At 71.7% G+C, this 21055-nt stretch carries 19 protein-coding genes, 1 tRNA gene, 1 other RNA gene and 1 pseudogene; 10 read left to right on the top strand and 12 right to left on the bottom strand.

Features of this window, described 5'->3' with window-relative positions:
* Positions 1 to 274 precede the first annotated feature (274 nt).
* The 5 genes and pseudogenes from ACN27G_RS00855 to ACN27G_RS00835 form a co-directional block, all read left to right on the top strand.
* Positions 275 to 1420: a SagB/ThcOx family dehydrogenase gene (locus tag ACN27G_RS00855; RefSeq protein ID WP_421490854.1), complete on the top strand. Its 1146-nt coding sequence runs from the start codon at positions 275 to 277 to the stop codon at positions 1418 to 1420.
* A gap of 3 nt (positions 1421 to 1423) precedes the next feature.
* A complete protein-coding gene (locus ACN27G_RS00850) occupies positions 1424 to 2644 on the top strand; it encodes a cupin domain-containing protein (RefSeq protein WP_421490853.1) in 1221 nt (406 codons plus the stop codon).
* Positions 2641 to 3396, top strand: coding sequence for a class I SAM-dependent methyltransferase (locus tag ACN27G_RS00845; RefSeq protein ID WP_421490852.1), 756 nt, complete (start codon positions 2641 to 2643; stop codon positions 3394 to 3396). Before ACN27G_RS00850 ends, ACN27G_RS00845 begins: the two co-directional genes overlap by 4 nt.
* On the top strand, positions 3393 to 4658 hold the full coding sequence (locus ACN27G_RS00840) for an MFS transporter (protein WP_421490851.1): 1266 nt from the start codon (positions 3393 to 3395) through the stop codon (positions 4656 to 4658). Before ACN27G_RS00845 ends, ACN27G_RS00840 begins: the two co-directional genes overlap by 4 nt.
* Before the next feature lie 307 nt (positions 4659 to 4965).
* A pseudogene (locus tag ACN27G_RS00835) lies at positions 4966 to 5514 on the top strand (ABC transporter ATP-binding protein); the annotation flags it as partial.
* A gap of 339 nt (positions 5515 to 5853) precedes the next feature.
* Here ACN27G_RS00835 and ACN27G_RS00830 read toward each other — a convergent pair.
* Positions 5854 to 5926, bottom strand: a tRNA-Ala gene (locus ACN27G_RS00830).
* 94 nt (positions 5927 to 6020) lie between these two features.
* Positions 6021 to 6575 carry a YqgE/AlgH family protein gene (locus ACN27G_RS00825; protein ID WP_107258059.1) on the bottom strand — a complete coding sequence of 185 codons (555 nt, stop codon included), beginning with the start codon at positions 6573 to 6575 and terminating at the stop codon, positions 6021 to 6023.
* Positions 6576 to 6917: 342 nt separating this feature from the next.
* On the opposite strand from ACN27G_RS00825, the gene ACN27G_RS00820 reads away from it, so the two are divergent.
* Positions 6918 to 7721, top strand: a complete 804-nt coding sequence (locus ACN27G_RS00820; RefSeq protein WP_421490850.1) for an S-methyl-5'-thioadenosine phosphorylase — start codon at positions 6918 to 6920, stop codon at positions 7719 to 7721.
* A 29-nt stretch (positions 7722 to 7750) separates the two neighbouring features.
* Here the strand turns inward: ACN27G_RS00820 and ACN27G_RS00815 are convergent, their stop codons facing one another.
* From ACN27G_RS00815 to pruA, 9 genes are all read right to left on the bottom strand, one after another.
* Positions 7751 to 8143 carry a hypothetical protein gene (locus ACN27G_RS00815; RefSeq protein ID WP_421490849.1) on the bottom strand — a complete coding sequence of 131 codons (393 nt, stop codon included), beginning with the start codon at positions 8141 to 8143 and terminating at the stop codon, positions 7751 to 7753.
* A gap of 394 nt (positions 8144 to 8537) precedes the next feature.
* Positions 8538 to 8913, bottom strand: a transfer-messenger RNA (tmRNA) gene (ssrA, locus tag ACN27G_RS00810).
* 162 nt (positions 8914 to 9075) lie between these two features.
* Positions 9076 to 9552: an SsrA-binding protein SmpB gene (smpB, locus tag ACN27G_RS00805; RefSeq protein WP_421490848.1), complete on the bottom strand. Its 477-nt coding sequence runs from the start codon at positions 9550 to 9552 to the stop codon at positions 9076 to 9078.
* A 135-nt stretch (positions 9553 to 9687) separates the two neighbouring features.
* A complete protein-coding gene (gene ftsX / locus ACN27G_RS00800; RefSeq protein ID WP_421490847.1) occupies positions 9688 to 10563 on the bottom strand; it encodes a permease-like cell division protein FtsX in 876 nt (291 codons plus the stop codon).
* A 106-nt stretch (positions 10564 to 10669) separates the two neighbouring features.
* Positions 10670 to 11350, bottom strand: a complete 681-nt coding sequence (gene ftsE, locus ACN27G_RS00795; protein WP_421490846.1) for a cell division ATP-binding protein FtsE — start codon at positions 11348 to 11350, stop codon at positions 10670 to 10672.
* 164 nt (positions 11351 to 11514) lie between these two features.
* Positions 11515 to 12636: a peptide chain release factor 2 gene (gene prfB / locus ACN27G_RS00790; RefSeq protein ID WP_421490845.1), complete on the bottom strand. Its 1122-nt coding sequence runs from the start codon at positions 12634 to 12636 to the stop codon at positions 11515 to 11517.
* 146 nt (positions 12637 to 12782) lie between these two features.
* Entirely contained in the window at positions 12783 to 13295 is a 513-nt protein-coding gene (locus tag ACN27G_RS00785) for a helix-turn-helix transcriptional regulator (RefSeq protein WP_421490844.1), read from the bottom strand.
* A gap of 404 nt (positions 13296 to 13699) precedes the next feature.
* Positions 13700 to 14839 carry a serine/threonine-protein kinase gene (locus tag ACN27G_RS00780; protein ID WP_421490843.1) on the bottom strand — a complete coding sequence of 380 codons (1140 nt, stop codon included), beginning with the start codon at positions 14837 to 14839 and terminating at the stop codon, positions 13700 to 13702.
* A 359-nt stretch (positions 14840 to 15198) separates the two neighbouring features.
* A complete protein-coding gene (gene pruA / locus ACN27G_RS00775; protein ID WP_421490842.1) occupies positions 15199 to 16827 on the bottom strand; it encodes an L-glutamate gamma-semialdehyde dehydrogenase in 1629 nt (542 codons plus the stop codon).
* Between the two features lie 337 nt (positions 16828 to 17164).
* On the opposite strand from pruA, the gene ACN27G_RS00770 reads away from it, so the two are divergent.
* Positions 17165 to 18388 carry a hypothetical protein gene (locus ACN27G_RS00770; protein WP_421490841.1) on the top strand — a complete coding sequence of 408 codons (1224 nt, stop codon included), beginning with the start codon at positions 17165 to 17167 and terminating at the stop codon, positions 18386 to 18388.
* A 132-nt stretch (positions 18389 to 18520) separates the two neighbouring features.
* Positions 18521 to 18844, top strand: a complete 324-nt coding sequence (locus ACN27G_RS00765) for a hypothetical protein (RefSeq protein WP_421490840.1) — start codon at positions 18521 to 18523, stop codon at positions 18842 to 18844.
* A 60-nt stretch (positions 18845 to 18904) separates the two neighbouring features.
* Here ACN27G_RS00765 and ACN27G_RS00760 read toward each other — a convergent pair whose 3' ends face one another.
* On the bottom strand, positions 18905 to 19417 hold the full coding sequence (locus ACN27G_RS00760) for a DUF6912 family protein (protein WP_421490839.1): 513 nt from the start codon (positions 19415 to 19417) through the stop codon (positions 18905 to 18907).
* Positions 19418 to 19726: 309 nt separating this feature from the next.
* Between ACN27G_RS00760 and ACN27G_RS00755 the strand changes: the two genes are divergently transcribed.
* A complete protein-coding gene (locus ACN27G_RS00755; RefSeq protein ID WP_421490838.1) occupies positions 19727 to 19954 on the top strand; it encodes a helix-turn-helix transcriptional regulator in 228 nt (75 codons plus the stop codon).
* 232 nt (positions 19955 to 20186) lie between these two features.
* Positions 20187 to 20888, top strand: coding sequence for an Rv3235 family protein (locus ACN27G_RS00750; protein ID WP_421490837.1), 702 nt, complete (start codon positions 20187 to 20189; stop codon positions 20886 to 20888).
* Positions 20889 to 21055 lie beyond the last annotated feature (167 nt).

The raw sequence follows: 21055 nt of genomic DNA, 5'->3' as shown, positions 1-21055 counted from the left end.
CCGCGCGGGCCGCCGCCACCGTTTCTTCCGCTCCCCACGCCTGCGGACTCTGACGCCCGAAGCCGCCTCCACGCCGGCAGAGACGGCATCGGGGCGATGTGCCGAATTCGAGGGAGGAGGTAGGCGCCATGGCGTTCGACATCGAGATCGTCGAGATCGACGAGGAGCTGCTGCACCACCCGACGCTCTAACAAGCCGGCGGTGCCGGACGTGGGTTGCCACGTCCGGCACCGCTGCGCGACACCCGGAACCGACCCCGCGACAGGGAGGGCACATGCGGGTACGCCGCCGCGCGCAGCTGGTCTGCCGGTGGGACACCGACGGGCTGTTCGTCGCCCTACCCGGCCAACGCAGATGGCTGCGCGCCAGCCCCGACCTGACCAACCTCCTGCAGGCCGCCACCGAGTGGACTGACGCCGACGACCTGGCCCAGCGCGTCGGCGGCGAACAGTCCGACCGCGCCCAGGAGGCGATCAAGACCCTGCTCGACATCGGCGTCCTCGTCAGCGACGACACCGCCGACACCCCCGCCCCGGTATGGCAGCACTGGGGGCCGGTCGCGCACCGGTTCCACATCGACGCCCGCGACGCGAACTACCTCGTCGACTCGCCCCGCCGCGACGAGGTCGCGACCACCATCACCACCGAAGGCGGCGCGCCGGCACCGTTCAAACGCTACCTGGACACGCCCGCCGTCTTCCTGCCCCGCCGCCCGCTGCCGCTACGCGCCCCGGTCGAGGACGTGTTCGCCGGCCGGCGCACCCACCGCCGCTTCACTGACCAGCCCGTCAGCATCGACGCCCTCGCCACGGTGCTGTTCCACAGCTTCGCCCCGCAACGGTTCCTCGACGGCGGAATGTTCGGCGTCCAGCAGGCCCGGGTCAGCGCATCTGCCGGCGGACGGCACGAGGTCGAGTGCTACGTCGCCGTGTTCGCCGTCAACGACATCCCGCCCGGCCTCTACCACTACGCCCCCGACCGGCACTGCCTCGAACTACTCGACCCGACCGTCGACCGGACCCGGATCGCCGCCCTCGTCTACGAGCAGGAGCCGTCCTACCAGGGCGCGTTCACCTGCCTCACCACTGCCGTCGCCGGCCGCCTGTCCTGGAAGTACCGCCACCCTCGCGCGTACCGGCTGTGGATGTACGACGCCGGCCACTACGGGCAGACGTTCGCCCTCACCTGCACCGCCCTGGGTTTGGCCCCGTTCCAGACCGTCGCGTTCCACGACAGCCACGTCGAGCAGCTCCTCGGCGTCGACCCCGACGAGGAATTCGCCGTCTACCTCCTCGCCGCCGGTCACCCGCCCGTGAGCGGTGACGGGCTGCCGGTCGACCACCCGCACCCGCCGCCGACGCAGTTGGCCACCGCCGACCACACCGCCCCCACGAACGTGCCGGCAGCACAGGAGGAGTAGCCGATGATCCTGAACCGCTGCGTCGGCCTGCCCGCCGAGAAGTTCCTCGCCGACCACTTCGGCACCCGACACCTGCACACCCCCGCCGCCGACCTACCCGCCGGCTTCACCGACCTGTTCACCGCCCAATCCGTCGAGGACCTGCTCATCGGCGCCGGTCTACGAACCACCTCGGTACGGCTGGTCCGCGACGGCAAGGAGGTCCCCGCGCCAGGCGTCGTCGAACGCGGCGACACCCCCGCCGAACCGGCGTACGTCGACACCGACCGAATCCGCCGCGCCATCGCCGCCGGCTCCACCCTGATCCTGCGCTCCCTACACCGCTACCACCCTCCGGTACGGCGCCTCGCCCACCAACTCGCCGCCGAACTCGGCTGCCCCGTACGGGTCAACGCGTTCATCACCCCGCCCGAGTCCACCGGCGTCGACCTGCACTACGACGTCCAGGACGTCTTCGTCCTCCAGATCGCCGGCACGAAACTCTGGCACCTGCGCACCCCGCCGATCCCGTCCCCGCTGCCCAGCCAGGCCTGGTTCGACCAGCCCGCCGCCCGACGCGAACGGCTCCGCACCGCCAGCAAACACCTCGACGACGTCGTCCTGCGCACCGGAGACAGTCTCTACCTGCCGCGCGGCACGATGCACGCCCCCCGCACGCAGAACGACCTGTCCATCCACCTCACCATCGCCCTGAGCCGGCCCACCCGCCACGACCTGCTCAACCGGCTCGTCGAGGCCGCCGCCGACGACGAATGGCTACGCGCCGCGGTCAACCCCCAGGACCTGGCCGACGACCCCGACAGCGCCCGGAACCTTCTCGACCGGATCGCCCGCCGACTGCCGCAGATCCTCGACCGCGTCAACGTCGGCGATCTGGTGTGGGGGCTGCGCCGCGAGGCGTTCCGCGACCTGCCGCCCGACCCCGTCCCGGTTCTCCCTCGCCCTCCCGCCGCCAGCGACGTCTACCAGGTACGGGCCGGCGCTCAGTACGCGGTCAACCCGACCGGCGGCGAGGGTCTGCGGCTGCACGTACCCGGCAAGCAGGTGACCCTGCCGGCCTCGACCTCGGCGCTGTTCGCCGCCCTGGCCAGTGACGGCTGGGTCAGCCTGACCGCGTTGGCGGGCACGTTCGGCGACGCCGATGCCCGTAAACTCGTCGATCTGCTCGTCGACCTGGACATCGTCACCGCCGCTACCCACGATGTCGAGGGGGACAACGCGTGACCGGAAGCGACCCGGGAGCCTACGGGGACTCCTGGGCCGACGTCTACGACGACTGGTTCGCCAACCTCGCCGACACCAAGCCGGCGGTGGCCGTCCTCGCCGAACTCGCCGAGGGGCGCCTGGCGCTGGAGGTCGGCGCAGGCACCGGCCGCCTCACCGTCCCGCTCGCCGAAACCGGCACCACCGTCATCGCCGTCGAAGCGTCGCCACGGATGGCCGACCGGCTACGCGCCAAGATCGGCGGCCTGCCGATCCACCTCGTCGAAGGCGACGTCCTGCACGCCGACTGGCGCCCCCACCTGGCCCCACCTGGCGTCGCCCTGGCCTACTTGAGCTGCAACACCCTCTACCAGCTACCCGACCAGCAAGCCCAACTCGACTGCCTGACCCGCCTCGCACGCGACCTCGCCCCCGGCGGGCTGATCGTCGTCGAGGCCTCCATACCCGACCTGACCCTCCTCGCCGCCGGCCGGACCACCAGCATGCGGGTCATGAACGGCGACCAGCCCGCGGTCAGCACCGTCCGCGCCGACCCCGCCGGCCAGACCCTGCACACCGACACCGTCGTCTTCACCGGCGCCGAACAACGGATCCTGACCGTCCGCGAACGCTACATCTGGCCCGCCGAACTCGACCTCATGGCCCGCCTCGCCGGCCTCACCCCCACCCACCGCTGGTCCGGCTGGGAACGGCACCCCTTCACCTCCAGCAGCACCGGCCACGTCTCCACCTACCGGAAACTCGCCCGATGACCACCACCCCTCAACCGGCCACCCCGCTGCGCCACCACCCCGGATTTCTGCGTGTCTGGGGCAGCCAGTCCGCCGGCGCCGTCGCCGACCAGATCCTTCCCGTCGCCCTCAGCCTCTACGCCGTCAGCCAAGGCGGCGGCGCAGGCACGGTCGCGGCGATCCTCGCCGGCCGCGCGGTCGCCCTCGTCGTCTGCCTCCTCGCCGGGGGCATTCTCGCCGACCGCGTCTCCCGACCCCGGATCCTGCTCACCGCCGACATCCTCCGCGCCGCCGTCGTCGCCACCGCCCTGCTCACCCTCGACCGGCTCCCGCTGACCGCCCTCGCCGTCGTCACCGGACTATGCGGCGCCGCCGAAGCCCTCTCCCGGCCCGCCATGCGCTCCCTCGTCCCCACCCTGCTACCCAGCAACCTGCTCGAACGCGGAAACGCCCTCGTCTCCGCCGTCCACCGCAGCGCCACCCTCATCGGCGCCCTCACCGGCGCCGCCCTCATCGCCACCATCGGCATCCACGCCGCCCTCGGCCTCGCCGCCGTCATGTTCACCGCCGGCGCCGTCGCCGTCCTCGGCGTCCGCGACAACCCGGACCGCAAACCCTCCACCGGCGTACTCGCCGACGCGGTCGCCGGTGTGAACGCCGTCCGGCAACGCCCGTGGGTCATCGCGGTCATGACCGCCGTCGCGATCCAGATCTTCGCCGGCACCGCCCCCACCCTCGCCCTACTCCCCCTCATCGCCCACCAACACCTCGGCGGCGACCTCGCCTACGGCGCCATCGTCGCCGCCCTCGCCGCCGGAGCCCTGCCCGCCATCGCCCTGGCCAGCCGCTGGCGACCCCAACAACCCGGCACCATCAGCATGCTCGCCCTCACCGCCTACGCCGCCCTCCCCGCCAGCCTCGCCATCCCCCTACCCCTACCCGCCACCGCCGCACTGTTCGCCCTTGGCGGCTTCACCGTCGAGCTGTACTTCATCTACTGGCTCACCGCCCTCCAACGCGCCATCCCCACCACCGTCCTCGGCAAAGTCCTCGCCCTCGACCAACTCAGCGCCTTCGCCCTCCTCCCCATCGGCTACGCCCTCGTCGGCCCACTCGTCACCACCCTCGGCACCCGTCCCACCCTGCTCACCGCGGCAGCCGTCGTCGCGGCAGCCAGCGCCGTCACCCTGCTCGTCCCCGGAGTCGCGACCTTCACCGACCCGCCAGCCACACCCGCCGACTGCGCACTCCGCACCGACGACAGCAAGGTAGCTCGGTCCTGACCCGTCCGTGCAGGTCCTGGCTGTGCGGACCGTCCCGGCCTGGCAAAACGGCCGGCACCTGACCGGCCTGGCCGGCACCTCCCTGTGGGCGGCTGGCCTCACCTCGACGGAGGGACTGAGTTCCCTGCTCGCCCGGGTCACCTCGGCCGCGATCGGTGCCGCAGTGCTGGCCTGCGCGGACTTGGCCGCCCGCCGGGTCCTCGCCCCGACCGAACTGCCGTCGGGGTGCTCACCACGTTCCTCGGCGCCCGCTGCTCGTCTAGCTGCTGGCCAGAGCCAACCGCATCGGGAGGACCGGACGACCGAACTAAGCGCCGGCCGGCTCGGCCTCGGCTGCTACGGCCACACCTTGATCACCGATCTCGACCTGCGGATCTCGCCCGGCCGGATCACCGCCGTCATCGGGCCCAACACCTGCGGCAAATCGACACTGCTGCGCGGTCTGGCCCGGCTGCTCCGCCCGGACACCGGGACGATCCTGCTCGATGGCCGCGACATTCACCGGCTGCCGACCCGCGAGGTCGCCGCTCGAATCGGCGTACTGCCGCAGCAGCCCGTCGCCCCGGACGGCATCACGGCCGGTGACCTGGTCGCCCGGGAACGACTCCGCACCAGAGGTGGCTGCGGCAGTGGTCGGCCGCCGACCAGCAGGCGGTCACCACCACCCTGGCCGCCACCGGTGTCACCGAGCTGGCCGTCCGGCCCGTCGACGAGCTCTCCGACGGCCAGCGGCAACGGCGTCTGGATCGCCCTGGCCCTCGCCCAGGACACCGACCTGCCGCTGCTCGACGAGCCGACCACCTTCCTCGATCTCGCCCATGAAATCGAGATCCTCGACCTGCTCACCGACCTCAACACCGCCGGAGCACCCCATGGCGGCTCCCGACAGTCGCCCTGCCGCAACCTCCCCAAGGGAGCAGGTGTCGGGCGGGTACTTCAGCGACCGATCCGTACGTAGCGACACGGGCCGGCACCGCCGTACTACACGATTTTGCGCCCCACATTTCGGCCCAGGTATCCCCGGCAGCCCGAGGGGCAGTAATAATCCCTGGTCAGGGGCAATTTCTTCGGGCGTTTCAACACTGGTCGCCGGGGCGTAGTGTGGGGCGCCGGGTGATCAAAGCTGTGATCACAAGATCACAGCGAATCGGCATCAGTCGATGACTGATGCCGATTGACCTGCACAAACACAAGGTGGAGCCGAGGGGACTCGAACCCCTGACCCCCACACTGCCAGTGTGGTGCGCTACCAGCTGCGCCACGGCCCCTTGATCTACCGCCTGCCCGGTCTCCCGGGCACCCGCGCAATAGTACACACCCACCCGACCCCGATCATCCGAGGGGCCCCCGTGCCGCACCGGGTCAGTTGAGCAGTACGTCCGGCGGAAAATGCGCGACCGCCGCCATGATCCCGCCCTGCCGGCGCAGCACCATCGGCCAGAGGTCGTCGGGGCGCTCCATGAACGCGTCGCCGGGCAGGGCGTCCAGGACGAACCAGGACCCCCGGGCGACCTCCTCCTCGACCTGGCCGGGGGACCAGCCCGAGTAGCCGGCGAAGACCCGGATCCCGGTGACGGCGTCGCGGAGCCGGTCCGGGTCGACCGAGAGATCGACCGTGCCGACCGCGCCGGTGACCTGGTGGATGCCCTTCACCCGCTGGGTCGGGGTGCGCATCCGGGCGAGGCAGATCGCCGACTCGGGCTGCACCGGGCCGCCCTCGAAGAGCACGGCCGGGTCCCGGGCCAGCCCACCCCAGGCGCCGAGCACCTCGGAGACCGGCACCTCGGTGGCCCGGTTGAGCACCACTCCGAGCGCACCGCCCGCCTCGTGGGCCACGAGCAGCACCACGGTCCGGTCGAAGTTCGGGTCCTTGAGCGCAGGGGTCGCGACCAGCAACTGCCCGGTCATCGACTCCATCGATCGTCCCCCGATCGCCTGCCCTTCGCCGAACACGCCGGCACCCACTACTCGGCCGGCCCGAGGACCAGAGACCGCTCCCCGGGGCGCTGCCGTGTCTCGTCGTCGGTCGTCGCGTCCGGGCACGTCATCGGCCTGGCCGGATCGACAGGATCGATGGTGATCCTGCGCGTAGTAAACGCCATGCCACGCACCATAGCTTGCGGCACTGGCGCTGGTTAAGGTCTGTAGGGCTAGTCCACAGAGCGCTTTGCCGACAATCTGGCAAGGCCGACCGACGTTCCGGCGAACCGGACGAAGCTCGGACGAGACGGCCGGGGAACGGAACTGGAGAGGCAGGGCATGGCGGCGCAGGCGGAACTCGCGGTCATCGGTGGATCCGGGCTCTACGCACTGCTGGAGGACGCCTCCGAGCATCGGATCGAGACCCCGTACGGACCACCGTCCGACCCGGTGACGATTGCGCAGGTGGCCGGGCGTGCGGTCGCCTTCCTGCCCCGACACGGCCGAGACCACCGGTTTCCGCCGCACCTTATCCCGTACCGGGCGAATCTGTGGGCTCTCCGGTCGCTCGGCGTACGCCAGATTCTCGCCCCCTGTGCGGTCGGCGGGCTGCGCCCGGAACTCGGCCCCGGGACGTTCGTGGTTCCGGACCAGCTCATCGACCGGACCAGCGGTCGGGCGCAGACCTACTACGACAGGGGGGCGGTACACGTCTCCTTCGCCGACCCGTACTGCCCGCGCGGCCGGGGCGCGGTGCTCTCCTCCACCGCCGCGCACGGGATCGAGGCGCACGACGGCGGCACGATGGTCGTCGTGGAGGGGCCGAGGTTCTCCACCCGGGCCGAGTCGCGGTGGTTCTCCGCGATCGGCGGTTCGATCATCAACATGACCGGCCATCCGGAGGCGGTGCTCGCCCGCGAGCTGGCGCTCTGCTACACCACGGTCGCGCTCGTCACCGACCTCGACGCCGGTGTGGAGGGTGGGCAGGCGGTGACCCAGGAGGAGGTCTTCCGGGTCTTCGGCGAGAACACCGCGCGGCTGCGCGAGGTGCTGCTCGACGCGGTCGGCCGGCTCTCCGCCGACCGGGACTGCCCGTGCCCGCACAGTCTCGACGGCATCAAGCTGCCGATCGACCTGCCCTGACCACGCGGCGGTCGGCCCGGGGCCCGCGGTCAGGTCTCGCCGCCGATGTCCGTCTGGTACGCCTCGTAGACCAGATCCGCCCCGCGCTGCCGGTGCCGGGACAGTTCCCTGAGCAGGTCGGTGGCCGAGTACCGAAACTCGGTCACGTCGAGCTCCGGCAGGTCGACCCGGCGCTGCAGTGCGGCCATCGTGGCGACCACCGACGCATGTTCCCGGATCAGCACATGTACGCCCCGGACCAGCCTCGGTGCCTGGTCCAGCAGTTCGGCGTAGAGTCCGCCCGGCCCCTCGGTCACCACCATGTGCTCGGCGAAGGCGCCACGCAGCCCACCGAGGCTCGACCGGACCCGAGGTCGCCAGCCCGGGTCGCGGGCCGGCGCCGCGATCGCCTCTTCCAGGAGATGGATTTCGTGCAGCAGCACGGCTCGCTGACGTCTGGCCGTCGGCAGCCTGGCCGATCCCGCCTCCGACGCAGGCCGCGACCCCGACCGCGCCGGCAACGGCGGGGACGGGAGCAACGACGAGGGTGCCGGGGGTGACGACGACGGGTGCTGGTTCGGGTCGGCCGGCATGACACCTCCCGGAGAGCGGCACCGATGTAACCGATGGTGCTGCCAGCCGCCCGCCGATGTCGACCCTCGGTAGCCGCCTCATCTGCCCCGTCAGCCCCGCCGGCCCCGGCAGGCTCAGCCGCACCGTGCGGCACGCCAGCTTCCCGGGTGCCGCAGGGCGTGCGGTGCCACAGGGCGGGTGGACAGCGACGGACCGAAGGCGGCTGCGCCCCGGTCCGGGTGGACCGGGGCGCAGCCGTCGGTGTCGTGGAGGTGCCGGGAATCGAACCCGGGTCCTTCGTCGCCTTGCCAGGGCTTCTCCGAGCGCAGCTCGCTGTGCCTCTACTCGGCCCCTCCGATCACGCGAGCGAGTCGGTGTGACGGGCCCAGTCGCTGATTGATCTCGCCGCACGGACCCCGCGACCGGGTCCGGTTGGCCAGCCTCCTAGCTGATGCCGGCTAGCTGGGTCGAAGGCACTCCCAGGCCGACAGACTTGCTACCCGCCTCAGGCGGCGAGAGCGAAGTCAGCGCGATTCTGCTTGGCGCTTATTGGTTTCCGACGAACGATTCTCGAGACGACGTCGGCTTCCTCGGCTCGCTTCCCCTGCCGTAACGTACGAAGTCGAAACCAGTCACCCCCTGGACGCTCCCCGGTCCGGAGCCCGGACCGCGGAAGTCTTCGGCCACCGTCTCTCGGCGACCACCCCAAGCCTAACGCCTCAGCCCGCCGAGTTCATTCCGGATAGCGCCCGCCACACCGGGCCGGACCCGCGTGTCACGGCCGTAACTCTGGTCACAGCGGTCACAGCATCCCCTTGCCGCGCCGGCCGGCGACCCGGGCGATCTCCCGGTCCGCGTCCCGCTTGGCCAGATCCTGCCGCTTGTCGTACGACTTCTTGCCCTTGGCCAGGCCGATCTCGACCTTGGCCCAGCCGTCGGAGAAGTAGACCGAGAGCGGCACCAGGGTCAGCCCGCTCTCCTTCAGCTTGCCAATCAGCCGGCTGATCTCCTGGCGGTTCAGCAGCAGCTTGCGGGTGCGCCGGGGCTCGTGGTTGGTCCAGGTGCCCTGGGCGTACTCGGGGATGTGCATGCCGTGCAGGTAGATCTCGCCGTCCCGTTCCTGGGCGAAGGCGTCGACCAGCGAGGCCCGGCCGGCCCGCAGCGACTTGACCTCGGTGCCGGTCAGCGCCATGCCGGCCTCGTAGGTGTCGAGGATGGCGTAGTCGTGCCGCGCCCTGCGGTTGGAGGCGACGACCTTCCGCCCCTTCTCCCGTGGCATCGGCGCCACACCCCTTCCTCGTCGTACCGTTCGTACCGGGGACAACCGCGCAATGCTACCTCGCGGCGCAGGGCCCCCGGCTCGCGCTTTTCGCGCCTGCCGGGGGCCCTGCGGTGGATCGGGGAGACCGGGAAGCTAGACCCTCAGATAGAACCGGAGCGTCACCCAGGCGGTGACCGCGCTGACCAGACCGCCGACACCGGCCATGAGCGGGAACATCAGCAGTACGGTGCTCCACTCGATCGGGGTGAGCAGGTCGGTCAGGTCCCGCAGCGACCCGTCGAGCAGGAAGATCTTGCCGAGGATCAGCGCGCCGAAGCCGATGATCGCGCCGAGCAGGCCGGCCACCACCGCCTCCAGCACGAACGGCGCCTGGATGAACCAGTTGGAGGCACCGACCAGCTTCATCACCGCGACCTCGCGGCGCTTGCTGTAGGCGGCCACCTGGATCGTGTTCGCGACCAGCAGCAACGCGGCGATCGCCATCACCGAGGCCGACACCAGGGCCATGTTCTGGATGGCGCCGAGGATGTTGAAGATCTGCTCCAGCAGGCGGCGCTGGTCGATGATGTCGTCGATCCCCTCACGATCCTTGTAGGTGTCGAGGATCTGCTGGTACTGCTCCGGGTTGACGAGGTTGATCCGGAACGACTCGGGGAGCTTGTCCGCCTGAACCGCGTTGACGAGGTCCGGCGAGTCGGCGAAGAGCTTCTTGAACCGCTCGTACGCCTCCTGCTTGGATTCGTACTTGACCTCCCGGACGAGCGGGTCGCCCTCCAGCTCGGTCTGCAACTGGGTGCGCTGCTCCTCCGTCACGCCCGCGACGAGGAAGATCGACACCTCGATGTCCTTGTAGTACGCGTCTTTCATGGCGTCGACCTGGAGATACATCAGGCCGCTCGCGCCGAGCATGGTCAGTGAGACCGCCATCGTGATGATCATCGCGATGGTCATGGTCACGTTGCGCCACAGCCCGACCAACACCTCGGACAGGACGTATTTCAAGCGCATCGGGGGGTTCCTTCCGGATCTCCGCAGGAGTCGTTCGTGTTCGTCGTCGATTCAGGGCCAAGGCCGGTCGGACCGGGGGCTGGTCCGCCTCGGCCGGCGGGGCGGGTCAGCCGTAGACGCCCCGGGCCTGGTCACGCACGATGCGACCACTTTCGATCTCGATGACGCGACGGCGCATCTGGTTGACGATGTTTGAGTCGTGGGTGACCATCACGACCGTGGTGCCGGTGCGGTTGATCCGGTCCAGCAGGCGCATGATCTCGATCGACGTGTCCGGGTCGAGGTTTCCGGTCGGCTCGTCGGCCAGCAGGATCAGCGGCCGGTTGACGAAGGCCCGCGCCACCGCGACGCGCTGCTGCTCACCACCGGAGAGCTCGTGCGGGTAGCGGTGCTCCTTGCCACCGAGCCCGACCAGCTCCAGCACCTCGGGTACGACGCGGCGGGCGACCGCCTTGGTCTTGCCGATCACCTCGAGAGCGAACGCCACGTTCTCGTATGCGGTGCGGTTGGGCAGCAGCCGGAAGTCCTGGAAGACGCAGCCGATCGAGCGCCGGAAGTGCGGGATCTTCCAGGAGCGCATCGAGGTCACGTCCTTGTTGTTGACCATGACGCGGCCCTTGTTGGGCGTCACCTCGTGCAGCAGCAGCTTGATGATCGTCGACTTGCCGGAACCGGAGGGACCGATGAAGAAGACGAACTCACCCTTCTCGATCCCGACCGAGACGCTGTCGAGCGATGGCCGGGACGCCTTCGGGTACGTCTTCGTCACTTGCTCAAGCTGAATCACGGGTGGTGAGTCTACGCGTCGTAACGGAAACGCCAAGTCCGGTGCCCGGCCTGTCCGACCAGCTTTTCCCTCGAAGCTGCGTTGCGTCCCCCGTCCCTCACGCCCCGCACATGAAAACGATCACCGCCGTCGACGCACCGCAGTGACGTGGACGCGAGCCGTGTTCACGCCACCTCGCCGGCAAGCTGCCGCTGCTTGCGCCAGCGGATGCCGGCCTCGATAAATCCGTCCAAATCACCGTCGAACACCGAGGACGGGTTGCCGGTCTCCTGCTCGGTACGCAGATCCTTCACCATCTGATACGGGTGCAGGACGTAGGAGCGCATCTGGTCGCCCCACGAGCCGGCGGCGTCGGCCTTCAGCCCCTCCAGTTTGGCCTGCTCCTCCTGCCGCTTGCGTTCCAGCAGGCGGGCCTGGAGCACCCGCAGTGCGGAGGCCTTGTTCTGGAGTTGGGACTTCTCGTTCTGGCAGGTGACCACGATCCCGGTCGGGATGTGCGTGATCCGCACCGCCGAGTCGGTGGTGTTCACGCTCTGTCCACCCGGCCCCGACGACCGGTAGACGTCGACCCGGAGCTCGTTCTCCGGGATGTCGATGTGGTCGGTCTGCTCGGTCACCGGCAGCACCTCCACCCCCGCGAAGCTGGTCTGCCGGCGGCCCTGGTTGTCGAAGGGGCTGATCCGGACCAGCCGGTGCGTACCGGCCTCGACACTGAGCGTGCCGTAGGCGTACGGGACCTTGACGGCGAAGGTGGCCGACTTCAGGCCCGCCTCCTCGGCGTACGACGTCTCGTAGACCTCGGTCGGGTAGCCGTGCCGCTCGGCCCAGCGCAGGTACATCCGGAGCAGCATCTCCGCGAAGTCGGCCGCGTCCACCCCGCCGGCACCGGCCCGGATCGCGACCAGCGCCTCCCGGGAGTCGTACTCCCCGGAGAGCAGGGTGCGCACCTCCATCTCCTGGATGGCCTTGCCGAGCCCGCCGATCTCCGCCCCGACCTCGCCGAGCACGCCCGCGTCGCTCTCCGCCTCGGCGAGTTCCAGCAGCACCCGGGCGTCGTCGAGCCGACCGCGCAGGCTCTCCAGCTTGGCGATCTCTCCGTTGACGTACGAGAGCTTGGAGGTCACCTCCTGCGCGCGGGCCTGGTCGTCCCACAGGTCCGGCGCGGAGGCCGCCTCCTCCAGATCTGCCTTGGTCTGACGCAGTCGATCGACATCGAGAACAGCCTCGATGTTACGGAGCGTAGCGTCAAGATCCTTGAGTTGGTCGGCGTATTCGGCAGCGGTCACGACAGACAAGAGTACTGGTCGTCCGCGGGACCGGGTCGGCGCCGGGGACGGTGCGTCCCGGCGCGTCCGCCGGGCGTCGCTCGGACCGGGTCAGCCGCGCCCGGCGATCCGCGCGACACCGGATCGGGTCGGTCGGGTCGGTCGGGTCAGACGGGCGCGCTCTTCAGCCAGGAGAGGGCCGCCCTGTGGTACGCGACCGCGAATTCCAGTGCGGCGGCACCGTACGAGTCACCGGCCTTCTTGGCGTCCCGGGCCTGCTCCCGGGCTGCCGCGAGCGCCTCGGCATGGTACTCGTTGGCACTGCTCACGAGGTTGCGCAACTGGTTGGCCGAGTGCTGCGGACCGAAGGCCACCCGGAGGGCCGTCGGGTTGCGCACCGTGTCCCGCCCCGGGGTCTCGGTGAGCCAGCGGGAGAAGGTCCGCTTCCCGGCCGCCGTGATCGCGTAGGGCTGGCTCGACCGGGGGCCGGGCTTGCCGAGCCGGACCAGTCCCTGCTCGGCCAGGGCCGGCAACTCGCGGTAGACCTGGCTGCGGGTCATCGACCAGTACGGCGCCAGGCGGCGCTCGGCGGCGGCCATCAACTGGCCGCCTGTCATGGGTCCTTCGTGGAGCAGCCCGAGCAGGGCTGCGGCAGTGGGATTGATAGCAACATCCGCCATGGCCTCCACGCTGCCACTTTGCCGGCGCCGCGTCCAGGATTTGGCACTATCCGCTGGTGAACGTCTCCATTGTGCACTGTTTTACCGCGACAGTCGGATGAGGACGATCGATGGATCGGGCACGCCGGAGGCACGGCCGAGCCGACCGCCCCTGGGCGGGACACATCGCTCCGCCGAGCCTGTCTCGCGCGGGCGGGCGGCTCGCCGCACCCGGGACGGGAGCCGCGGGCACCGAACCGGCCCCGTACCGTACGTCCGGGCGATCGGAGCCCCGGCGACCCGGACGATCCGGCGGGCCGGACCTGCCAGCGCCGCTCCGGACATTTTGGCCGTGACCCGGCGGAACAGAGCAGATATCCAGGCTGCGACATCGCCAATTGCGGAGGTTAGTCGAGTTTCGGTAGTTATGTGGCGTTTTGCCGTAGCTGCCCGAAGGTCTGCCCGGACCCGCTCCCCGGACAACGGCCGGACGGGCGTCGGCCGGGCATCCCGGAGCCGACCCGCGGCGGCGCTGGTCGTCGCGGGGCCTGCGCGCGGTGGAGTCGCTGGTACGACGGCGGCGGCCGCACGGCTATCCACCGGTACGGCGGCGGCGACGTCGCCCTCGGGACGGCTCGGGGCGGCCCGGCGGGCGGCTCCGTCGCGACGTGATCGACCGGGGCCGTCCCGGTCACCGCGCCGGCCGCCCGCGGCCACCAGGTGATCTGGTCCGCGCCGGGCCGAGGGAGGGCGGTCAGTCCGTCCAGGGCCGGCTCCATCCCACGCAGCCGGGCGGCGGCCCGCTCCGCACCGGGCCGGCCCGCCGGATCCGCCGCCAGGCAGTCTTCGAGGAACTGCCAGACCACCGGCGGCATCCCGGGCGGCGGCACCGGCCGGCAACTGCGGTGCCGGTCGAGCACCTCGGCCGGCGATCCGCCCCGGTACGGGCTGCGCCCGGAGACCAGTTCGAACAGTACGATGCCGAGCGCGTAGACGTCGCTGGCCGGGCCGGGCGACGCGCCGGCGACCACCTCCGGCGCGACGTACTCCGGAGTCGCCTGGGTGTCCGGCCAGGCGGGTCCGGTACCCACCCGTCGGGCAGCGCCGAAGTCGACGAGCCGGACCGGACCGGCGTCCGCCGGCACGACCAGGTTGCCCGGCTTCACGTCGCCGTGCACGATCTCCCGCCGGTGCAGATAGGCCAGCCCGGCGGCGAGCTGGGACGCCACCTCGGCCGCGATCCCCGGCGGGACCGGTCCGCTCCGGTGCAGCCGACGGCGGAGATCCTCCCCCTCGACCAGTTCCATCACCAGCGCCCGCTCCCGCCCGTTCCCGAGCACGCCGCGGGCGCGTACCAGGCAGGGGTGGTCGAGACCGGCGACGATCTCCGTCTCGACGGCGAACGCGGCCACCAGGTCCGGCCGGGCGGCGGCCTGTGGACGCAGCATCTTGACCGCCACCGACTCACCGCCACGCAGGTCGACCGCCCGCCAGACGGTCCCGGTCGCGCCGTACGCGATTTCCCGCAGCAGGCGGTAGCGGCCGCCCAGCACACAGTTGATCATGCGTCCCTCCCCTGGCCCGGTCGCCGCCCGCCGCACCGTCTCCGGCCGGCGGACGGTCACCTTCCGCTCTCTGGAGGCGACGCTAGGGAGGTCGGGCGGGACCGTGGGCCGGCCGGGGCCGGGCTGGCACGAACCGGGGACGCCGGGCGGGACCGGCTGGCACGAACCCGGGACCCGCGGCGGCGTGCCCGCCACCGGGCGGGCCGGTGGCCAAGGCGCCCGGACGGTCACCAGCCGGGCACACGGGCGGCCAGATGTGACGCCGGGTAGCGGGCGGCCAGATGTGACGCCGGGTAGCGGGCGGCCAGATGTGACGCCGGGTAGCGGGCGGCCAGATGTGGGCGCCGGGCAGTGGACGGTCAGTCCATGTGTGGGTAGCGGTGGTCGGTGGGCGGGACGAAGGTCTCCTTGATGGTGCGCGGCGACATCCAGCGAGCCAGGTTGTGCCAGGAGCCGGCCTTGTCGTTGGTGCCGCTGGCCCGGGCACCGCCGAACGGCTGCTGCCCGACCACCGCACCGGTCGGCTTGTCGTTGACGTAGAAGTTGCCGGCCGCGTACCGGAGGGTCTCGGTCGTCCAATCGATCACCCGGCGGTCGGTGGCGAAGATCGAGCCGGTCAGGGCGTAGGGCGCGACCGACTCGGCCTGCCGCACGGTCTCCTCGAACCGCGCGTCCTCGTAGACGTGCACGCCGAGGATCGGCCCGAAGTACTCGGTGGTGAAGGACTTGTGCCCGGGGTCGTCGCACTCGAAGAGGGTCGGCCGGACGAACCAGCCGACCGAGTCGTCGGCGGTGCCGCCCGCCACGATCCGGCACGCCTGGTCGCCGGAGATCATGTCGAGTGCGGCGGTGTGCCGGGCGAACGCCCTGGCATCGATGACCGCGCCGCCGAAGTTGCCGAGGTCGGTGACGTCGCCGTACGCCAGCCCGTCGGCGGTGCCGGCCAGCCGGTCCCGCAGGCCACCCGCCCAGAGCGACCGGGGCACGTACGCCCGGGACGCGGCGGAGCACTTCTGCCCCTGGTACTCGTACGCCCCCCGGATCAGCGCGGTGTGCAGCGCGTCGACGTCGGCGCTCGGGTGCGCGACCACGAAGTCCTTGCCGCCGGTCTCCCCGACCAGTCGGGGATAGCCGCGATAGTTCGCGATGTGCTCGCCGACGCCCTGCCAGAGCTTCTGGAAGACCTTGGTCGAGCCGGTGAAGTGGATGCCGGCCAGGTCGGGATCGGCAAGGGTGACCTCGGAGACCGCGATGCCGTCCCCGGTGACCATGTTGATGACACCCGGTGGCAGGCCGGCCGCCTCGAAGAGGCGCATCGTGAAGTGCGCCGCGAGCTGCTGGGTCGGCGCCGGCTTCCAGACCACGGTGTTGCCGACGAGTGCCGGCGCGGCGGGCAGGTTCGCGGCGATCGCGGTGAAGTTGAACGGGGTGACGGCGTAGACGAAGCCCTCCAGAGGCCGGTGGTCGAACCGGTTCCAGACGCCGCTCGACGACAGCGGCTGCTCGGCGAGAAGCTTGCGGGCGAAGGCGACGTTGAACCGCAGGAAGTCGATCAACTCGCAGGCGGCGTCGATCTCGGCCTGGATCGCCGTCTTGGACTGGCCGAGCATCGTCGCGGCGTTCAGCGTGTCCCGCCAGGGTCCGGCGAGCAGGTCGGCGGCACGAAGAAAAACGGCAGACCGGTCTGCAAAGGACAAATTCCTCCACATCGGGGCAGCTTGCTTCGCGGCCGTCACCGCCGCCTGCGCATCCGCGTTGGTTGCGTTGTGGGTGACCCCCAGCACATGCTGGTGCCGGTGCGGCTGTACGACGTCGATCGCGGCACCCGCGGCCATCCGTTGCGTACCGCCGATGGTCATCGGCAGGTCGCGCCGCTCGGCGGCGAGCTCGCCGAGCCGGCGCTGCAGGCTGGCCCGCTCGGCACTGCCGGGAGCGTAGTCGCGGACCGGCTCGTTGCGGGGCTCCGGAACGGAGAGAACGGCGTCCATGGGATTCTCCTGGGCGATCTCGACAACGACGGCGAAACCGGCCCCGCCGGCCCCGGCCGGTCGGCCGGGCGCCTCGGCCCCGTGCCCTCGGGAGATGCCGGGAGTACGGGGGCGGGACCTGCGCCAATCCTTACATGGTCGCCCCCACCGCCCCGCTCGGCGGGGCACGGCCACCGTCGGCCGCAACGGCACCGGCACCGGCACCGGCAGCGGCAGCGGCAGCGAGCCGACGCCCCGACCGGTCCGCGTACGCTGAGGGACCGGCGGCCGGATCGCACCGCCCCAGCCCTCGTCGCCGCTACGCCACCGCGACCGGCCACCCGCTGAAGGGGAGATGATGACAGAAGAGTCCGGTACGACCGCGACCTCGGCTCCCGACCAACCGGTCGAGCCCGCGGCGCCGGTAGTGGCCACACCGTCCCCGGTGCCCGCACCCGGTGCGTTCGTCCTCGCCGTGCTCGCCCTCGGCTGGCTCTCCGCGATGCTCTGGTCGGCCAAGGCCGAGATCGCCTCCTCCGGCATCGTCTCGATGGCCATCACCTCGGCCGCGTACGCCCTGCCGGGGGTGATCTCGGCGAGCCTCGTGAGCGGTGCCGCCGTCAGCCTCGTGCTGGGCAACCTGATGACCCGGCTCGGGATCCGGCGCACCACACCCCGGTTCCTGGTCTCCCTGGTCGCCGGCCTCGCCACCGGGTTCCTCGCCGCACTGGTGGTGACCCTCAGCTACGGCGAGGGTTCGGCGATCATGGTGCTCGCCGGCACCACCGCGGCGGCGGCCACGGTCGGCGGCATCGCCGGCGGGCTGCGCAACACCCTGGTGGTGGCCGCCGTCGTCGCCGCCGGACTGGCCGTCTTCGCGGTCGGCTTCGCGCTGAGCTACTTCCAGGACCCGGTGCTCGACCTCTACGGCTCCGGCGACACCCAGGCGTCGCAGCTCACCGCGTTCCGCTGGTTCTCCCGGACCGCCTCGGTGGCCAGCGGGCTCGCCGCCGGGCTGGTGGCCTTCGGCTACCTGCGGATCGCCGGGCGCCGGGCCGTCGGGCGGGCCGCCGGCACGGTGTCGCCGCCGCGCTGGCCGGCGTACCTGGTCGCGGGCGCCGGGCCGGGCCTGCTGTTGCTCGCCGCCGAGGTTCTCACCCGGACGGCCGGGGCGGAGGTGCTCCGGCTGGCGGGGGCCCTCAGCGAGGCGGACCGGGCCGCGCAGAGCCTGCTCGGCGGCTCCCGGATCAACCACGCACTGCTGGTGCTCTTCCTCGGCTCGCTCACCGCGACCATCGCCTTCGGCCGCACGCTCCGGCCGGCCGAGGAGTCGACCGGGACGCCGCCCGGACTCCGGCGCCCCGACCGGGACGGCGCCGAGAGCGACAGGCCGGCCGGCGGGGCCGGGTACGACGGTCAGGACGACGCTCCGGACACGGCTCCGGACACGGCTCGGAACGGCGATCCGAGCACGGAGGCCGGCGGCACGACCGGCCCCGGAGACACCGATCCGGAGAACGACACCGGAGCCGACCGCGGGCCGGCGGACCGCCCCGAGCCGGTCGGCAACGCCGGCCGCTGAGCGACCCGGTTCGGTGGCAACGCCGGCCGGTGCGGGACGCGGGCCGGACCGCAGACTGCTGGCCGCTCCGGCCCGGAGGACCCGACCGGCGCCGGAGCGTCGGACCGGAACGGGCACACATAGACTGGCGTCATGCTCAGACTTTGCAGGAGAGGCGCCACCGGTCTCGCCGCGCTGGGGCTCGCGCTCGCCCTGGCCGCCTGTGCCGACGGCGGCACCGAGCGGGACGACGTGGTGGCGAAGATCCGCTCCGACGCGCGAATGGCAGGTAGCTCCGACCGGGCGGTCGACTGCCTGGCCGACTGGTACATGGAGAACGCGACGGCCGAGCAGCGCGAGGCGTTCCTGAGGGGCGCGCCGGGCGCGGCGGGTGGGGCGGGCTCCGATCCGGACAGCCAGGCTGCGGTCGACGCCGCAGTGCTCAACTGCCTCAGGAGGGCCGACGACACGCCCTGACGCCACCCACCGTGACACCGACCACCGTGACACCGACCCGGTCCGCCGGGTCGGCCCGGGTCAACCGGCGGCGCCGGAGAGCGTGTCCAGCTCCGAGGGGTCGTACCACTCCAGCTCGTGGTCCTCGGCACCATCCACGGTGAACTGCGCGTCCGGGTCGCCGTCCAGCGCATGGTCGACCACGTCGACCGCGGCCGTCACATCCTCCGTCGCGTCGGCGCCGTCCACATGGATGGCGGCGACGGTGCCGAGCCCGATCCGCCCGTGCAGCCGCACGGTGCTGGAGCCGAGCTCGTGGTCGCCACGGTGGACCATGCCGGACGGCACGTCCACAGCGACCACGACCCTGCGCCGGGGAGCTTCGGAATCGGCCCGGAGCAGCCGCAGCGCCTCCTGGGCCGCCCGGGTGAAGGCGACGTACTCCAACTCCTCCTCGTCGCCCTCGGCGTACCACTCACGCAGTTCGGGTGTTACCGCGTGACCCCGGGCCGCCATGATCCAGCCCTCCTGGCGCAACTCGGCGAGCATCGGCAGGGTTGCCGGGACGTACACCCGGACGAGCTGCTCTGTCACGGTAGGTCTCTCCCGCTCGACGCCGGCCCGCGCCGGCGCCCGCTCCGGGCCACGGCGTCGCTGTATTCACCCGCGACGGTAGTACATCGGCAGCCTTCCGGCCGGTAGCGGATCCGGGTCGCCGGCCGGTAGCGGATCCGGGATCCCGGATCGGGCGCCACAGGTCAGGACGGCAGCCGCGCCGTCAGCGGGTCGACCGGCACGGTCACCAGGCCCGGCTCGGTGCCCCCGTCGCGACCTGATGGCGGAGGCGACGGCGCCGCCGTCGGTGGCAAACTGAAGCGGCCACCGACAACCGGGAGTCTTTCCGTGGAGCCGAGGTTCCTGCTGCTGTCCGACGTCGCCGCCGAGCTGAACGTTTCGGACTCGCAGGTCTACCACATGGTCCGCAGTGGCGAACTCCCGGCGATCAAGATCGGCGGCCGGGGGCAGTGGCGGGTCGAGCGCAGCCGCCTGGAGGAGTACATCCAGCGCAAGTACGCCGAGACCGCCGAGTGGGTGGCCGGCAACCCGCTGGTGGACCGCCTACCCGAATAGTCGCCCGGTCGCGCCCGGCCCGGACGCCTGCCCCGTCGGCTGCCCGAACCTGCCCCATCGGCCTGCCACAGCAGCCCGCCGTAGCAGCCCGCCGTAGCAGTCCCGTCGGCCCGTGTGGCGCGCCTTCCGTGCCTGGTCCGGTCGGATCGACGTCATTGACGGCGGCCGTTGAGTCCGCTAGAAATTTCCTCGTCGGAGGCAAACGAAGGTAAACGCAAGATCATGAAAGGGAATGAGGATGCCCCTCGCCCGCACCCGGCCAGCCGTCCGGCCCACCGTGCGACTGCGCCCCGCGCCGCCCCTTGATCCGCCCTTCGACGACGAGCACGCCTCGGGCGCCTGGTTCGACCTGGCGCCCCGCTCCGGCGCCGCCCCACGCTCTCGCGAGCGGTTCCGCTCGTCCGCCGCCGAAGTCCCGGCCGTCACCCCGGCCGCCCGCGTCCCGCCTGGCGGCACCGCTCCCACCACAACGCCGGCAAGCTCCGTCGCCACAACACCGGCAGGCGCTTCCACCACAACGCCGCCGGACGCCCTCGCGACAACGCCGCCGGGCGCCCTCGCGGCAACGCCCGCAGGCGCCCTCGCCGGCGCGACCCCCGAGGCGCAGCAGGCGGCGAAGCGGTTCCTCGACACCTGCCTGGAGATCGTCAACGGTTACCGGCCGGCCGGGCACGTCCGGGCGCTGGCCAGTCCGCCCGATGCCGCCGGCATGGTCGCGCAGCTTTCCTCCGCAGCCAGCCGCGTCTCCGGGCGCCGCCGGCCGGGCCAGCCCGTCCGCACGCTGCGGCTGCGCCGGCTCCGTGTCTGCGAACCCCGGCCGGGGGTCGTCGAGGCGGCCGCAGCGGTCGGCGCCGCCGGACGCACCTGGGCACTGGCGTTCCGCATCGAACGGCGCCGGGGAAGCTGGGTCGGAGTCGCGGTGGCGTTGCTCTGACGCATCCCGAGCCATCGCAGACGGCCCGGAAAGGCTGCGCTGCCCCCGGTCGCCAGGTTCAGCGACCGGAGGCGGCGGCATTCGGCAGCGACGCACGTTCGGAGCGACGCGGCGTTCGGAGCGACGCGCGGAGCGGGACGTGCCGTTGCCGGTGGTTCGGCCCGGCG

Origin of the sequence: Plantactinospora sp. WMMB334 (genome assembly GCF_049179095.1) — a bacterium.
GTDB lineage: Bacteria > Actinomycetota > Actinomycetes > Mycobacteriales > Micromonosporaceae > Plantactinospora.
The sequence above is the reverse complement of the archived record's forward strand: the minus strand, read 5'-3'. Positions and strand labels throughout refer to the sequence as shown.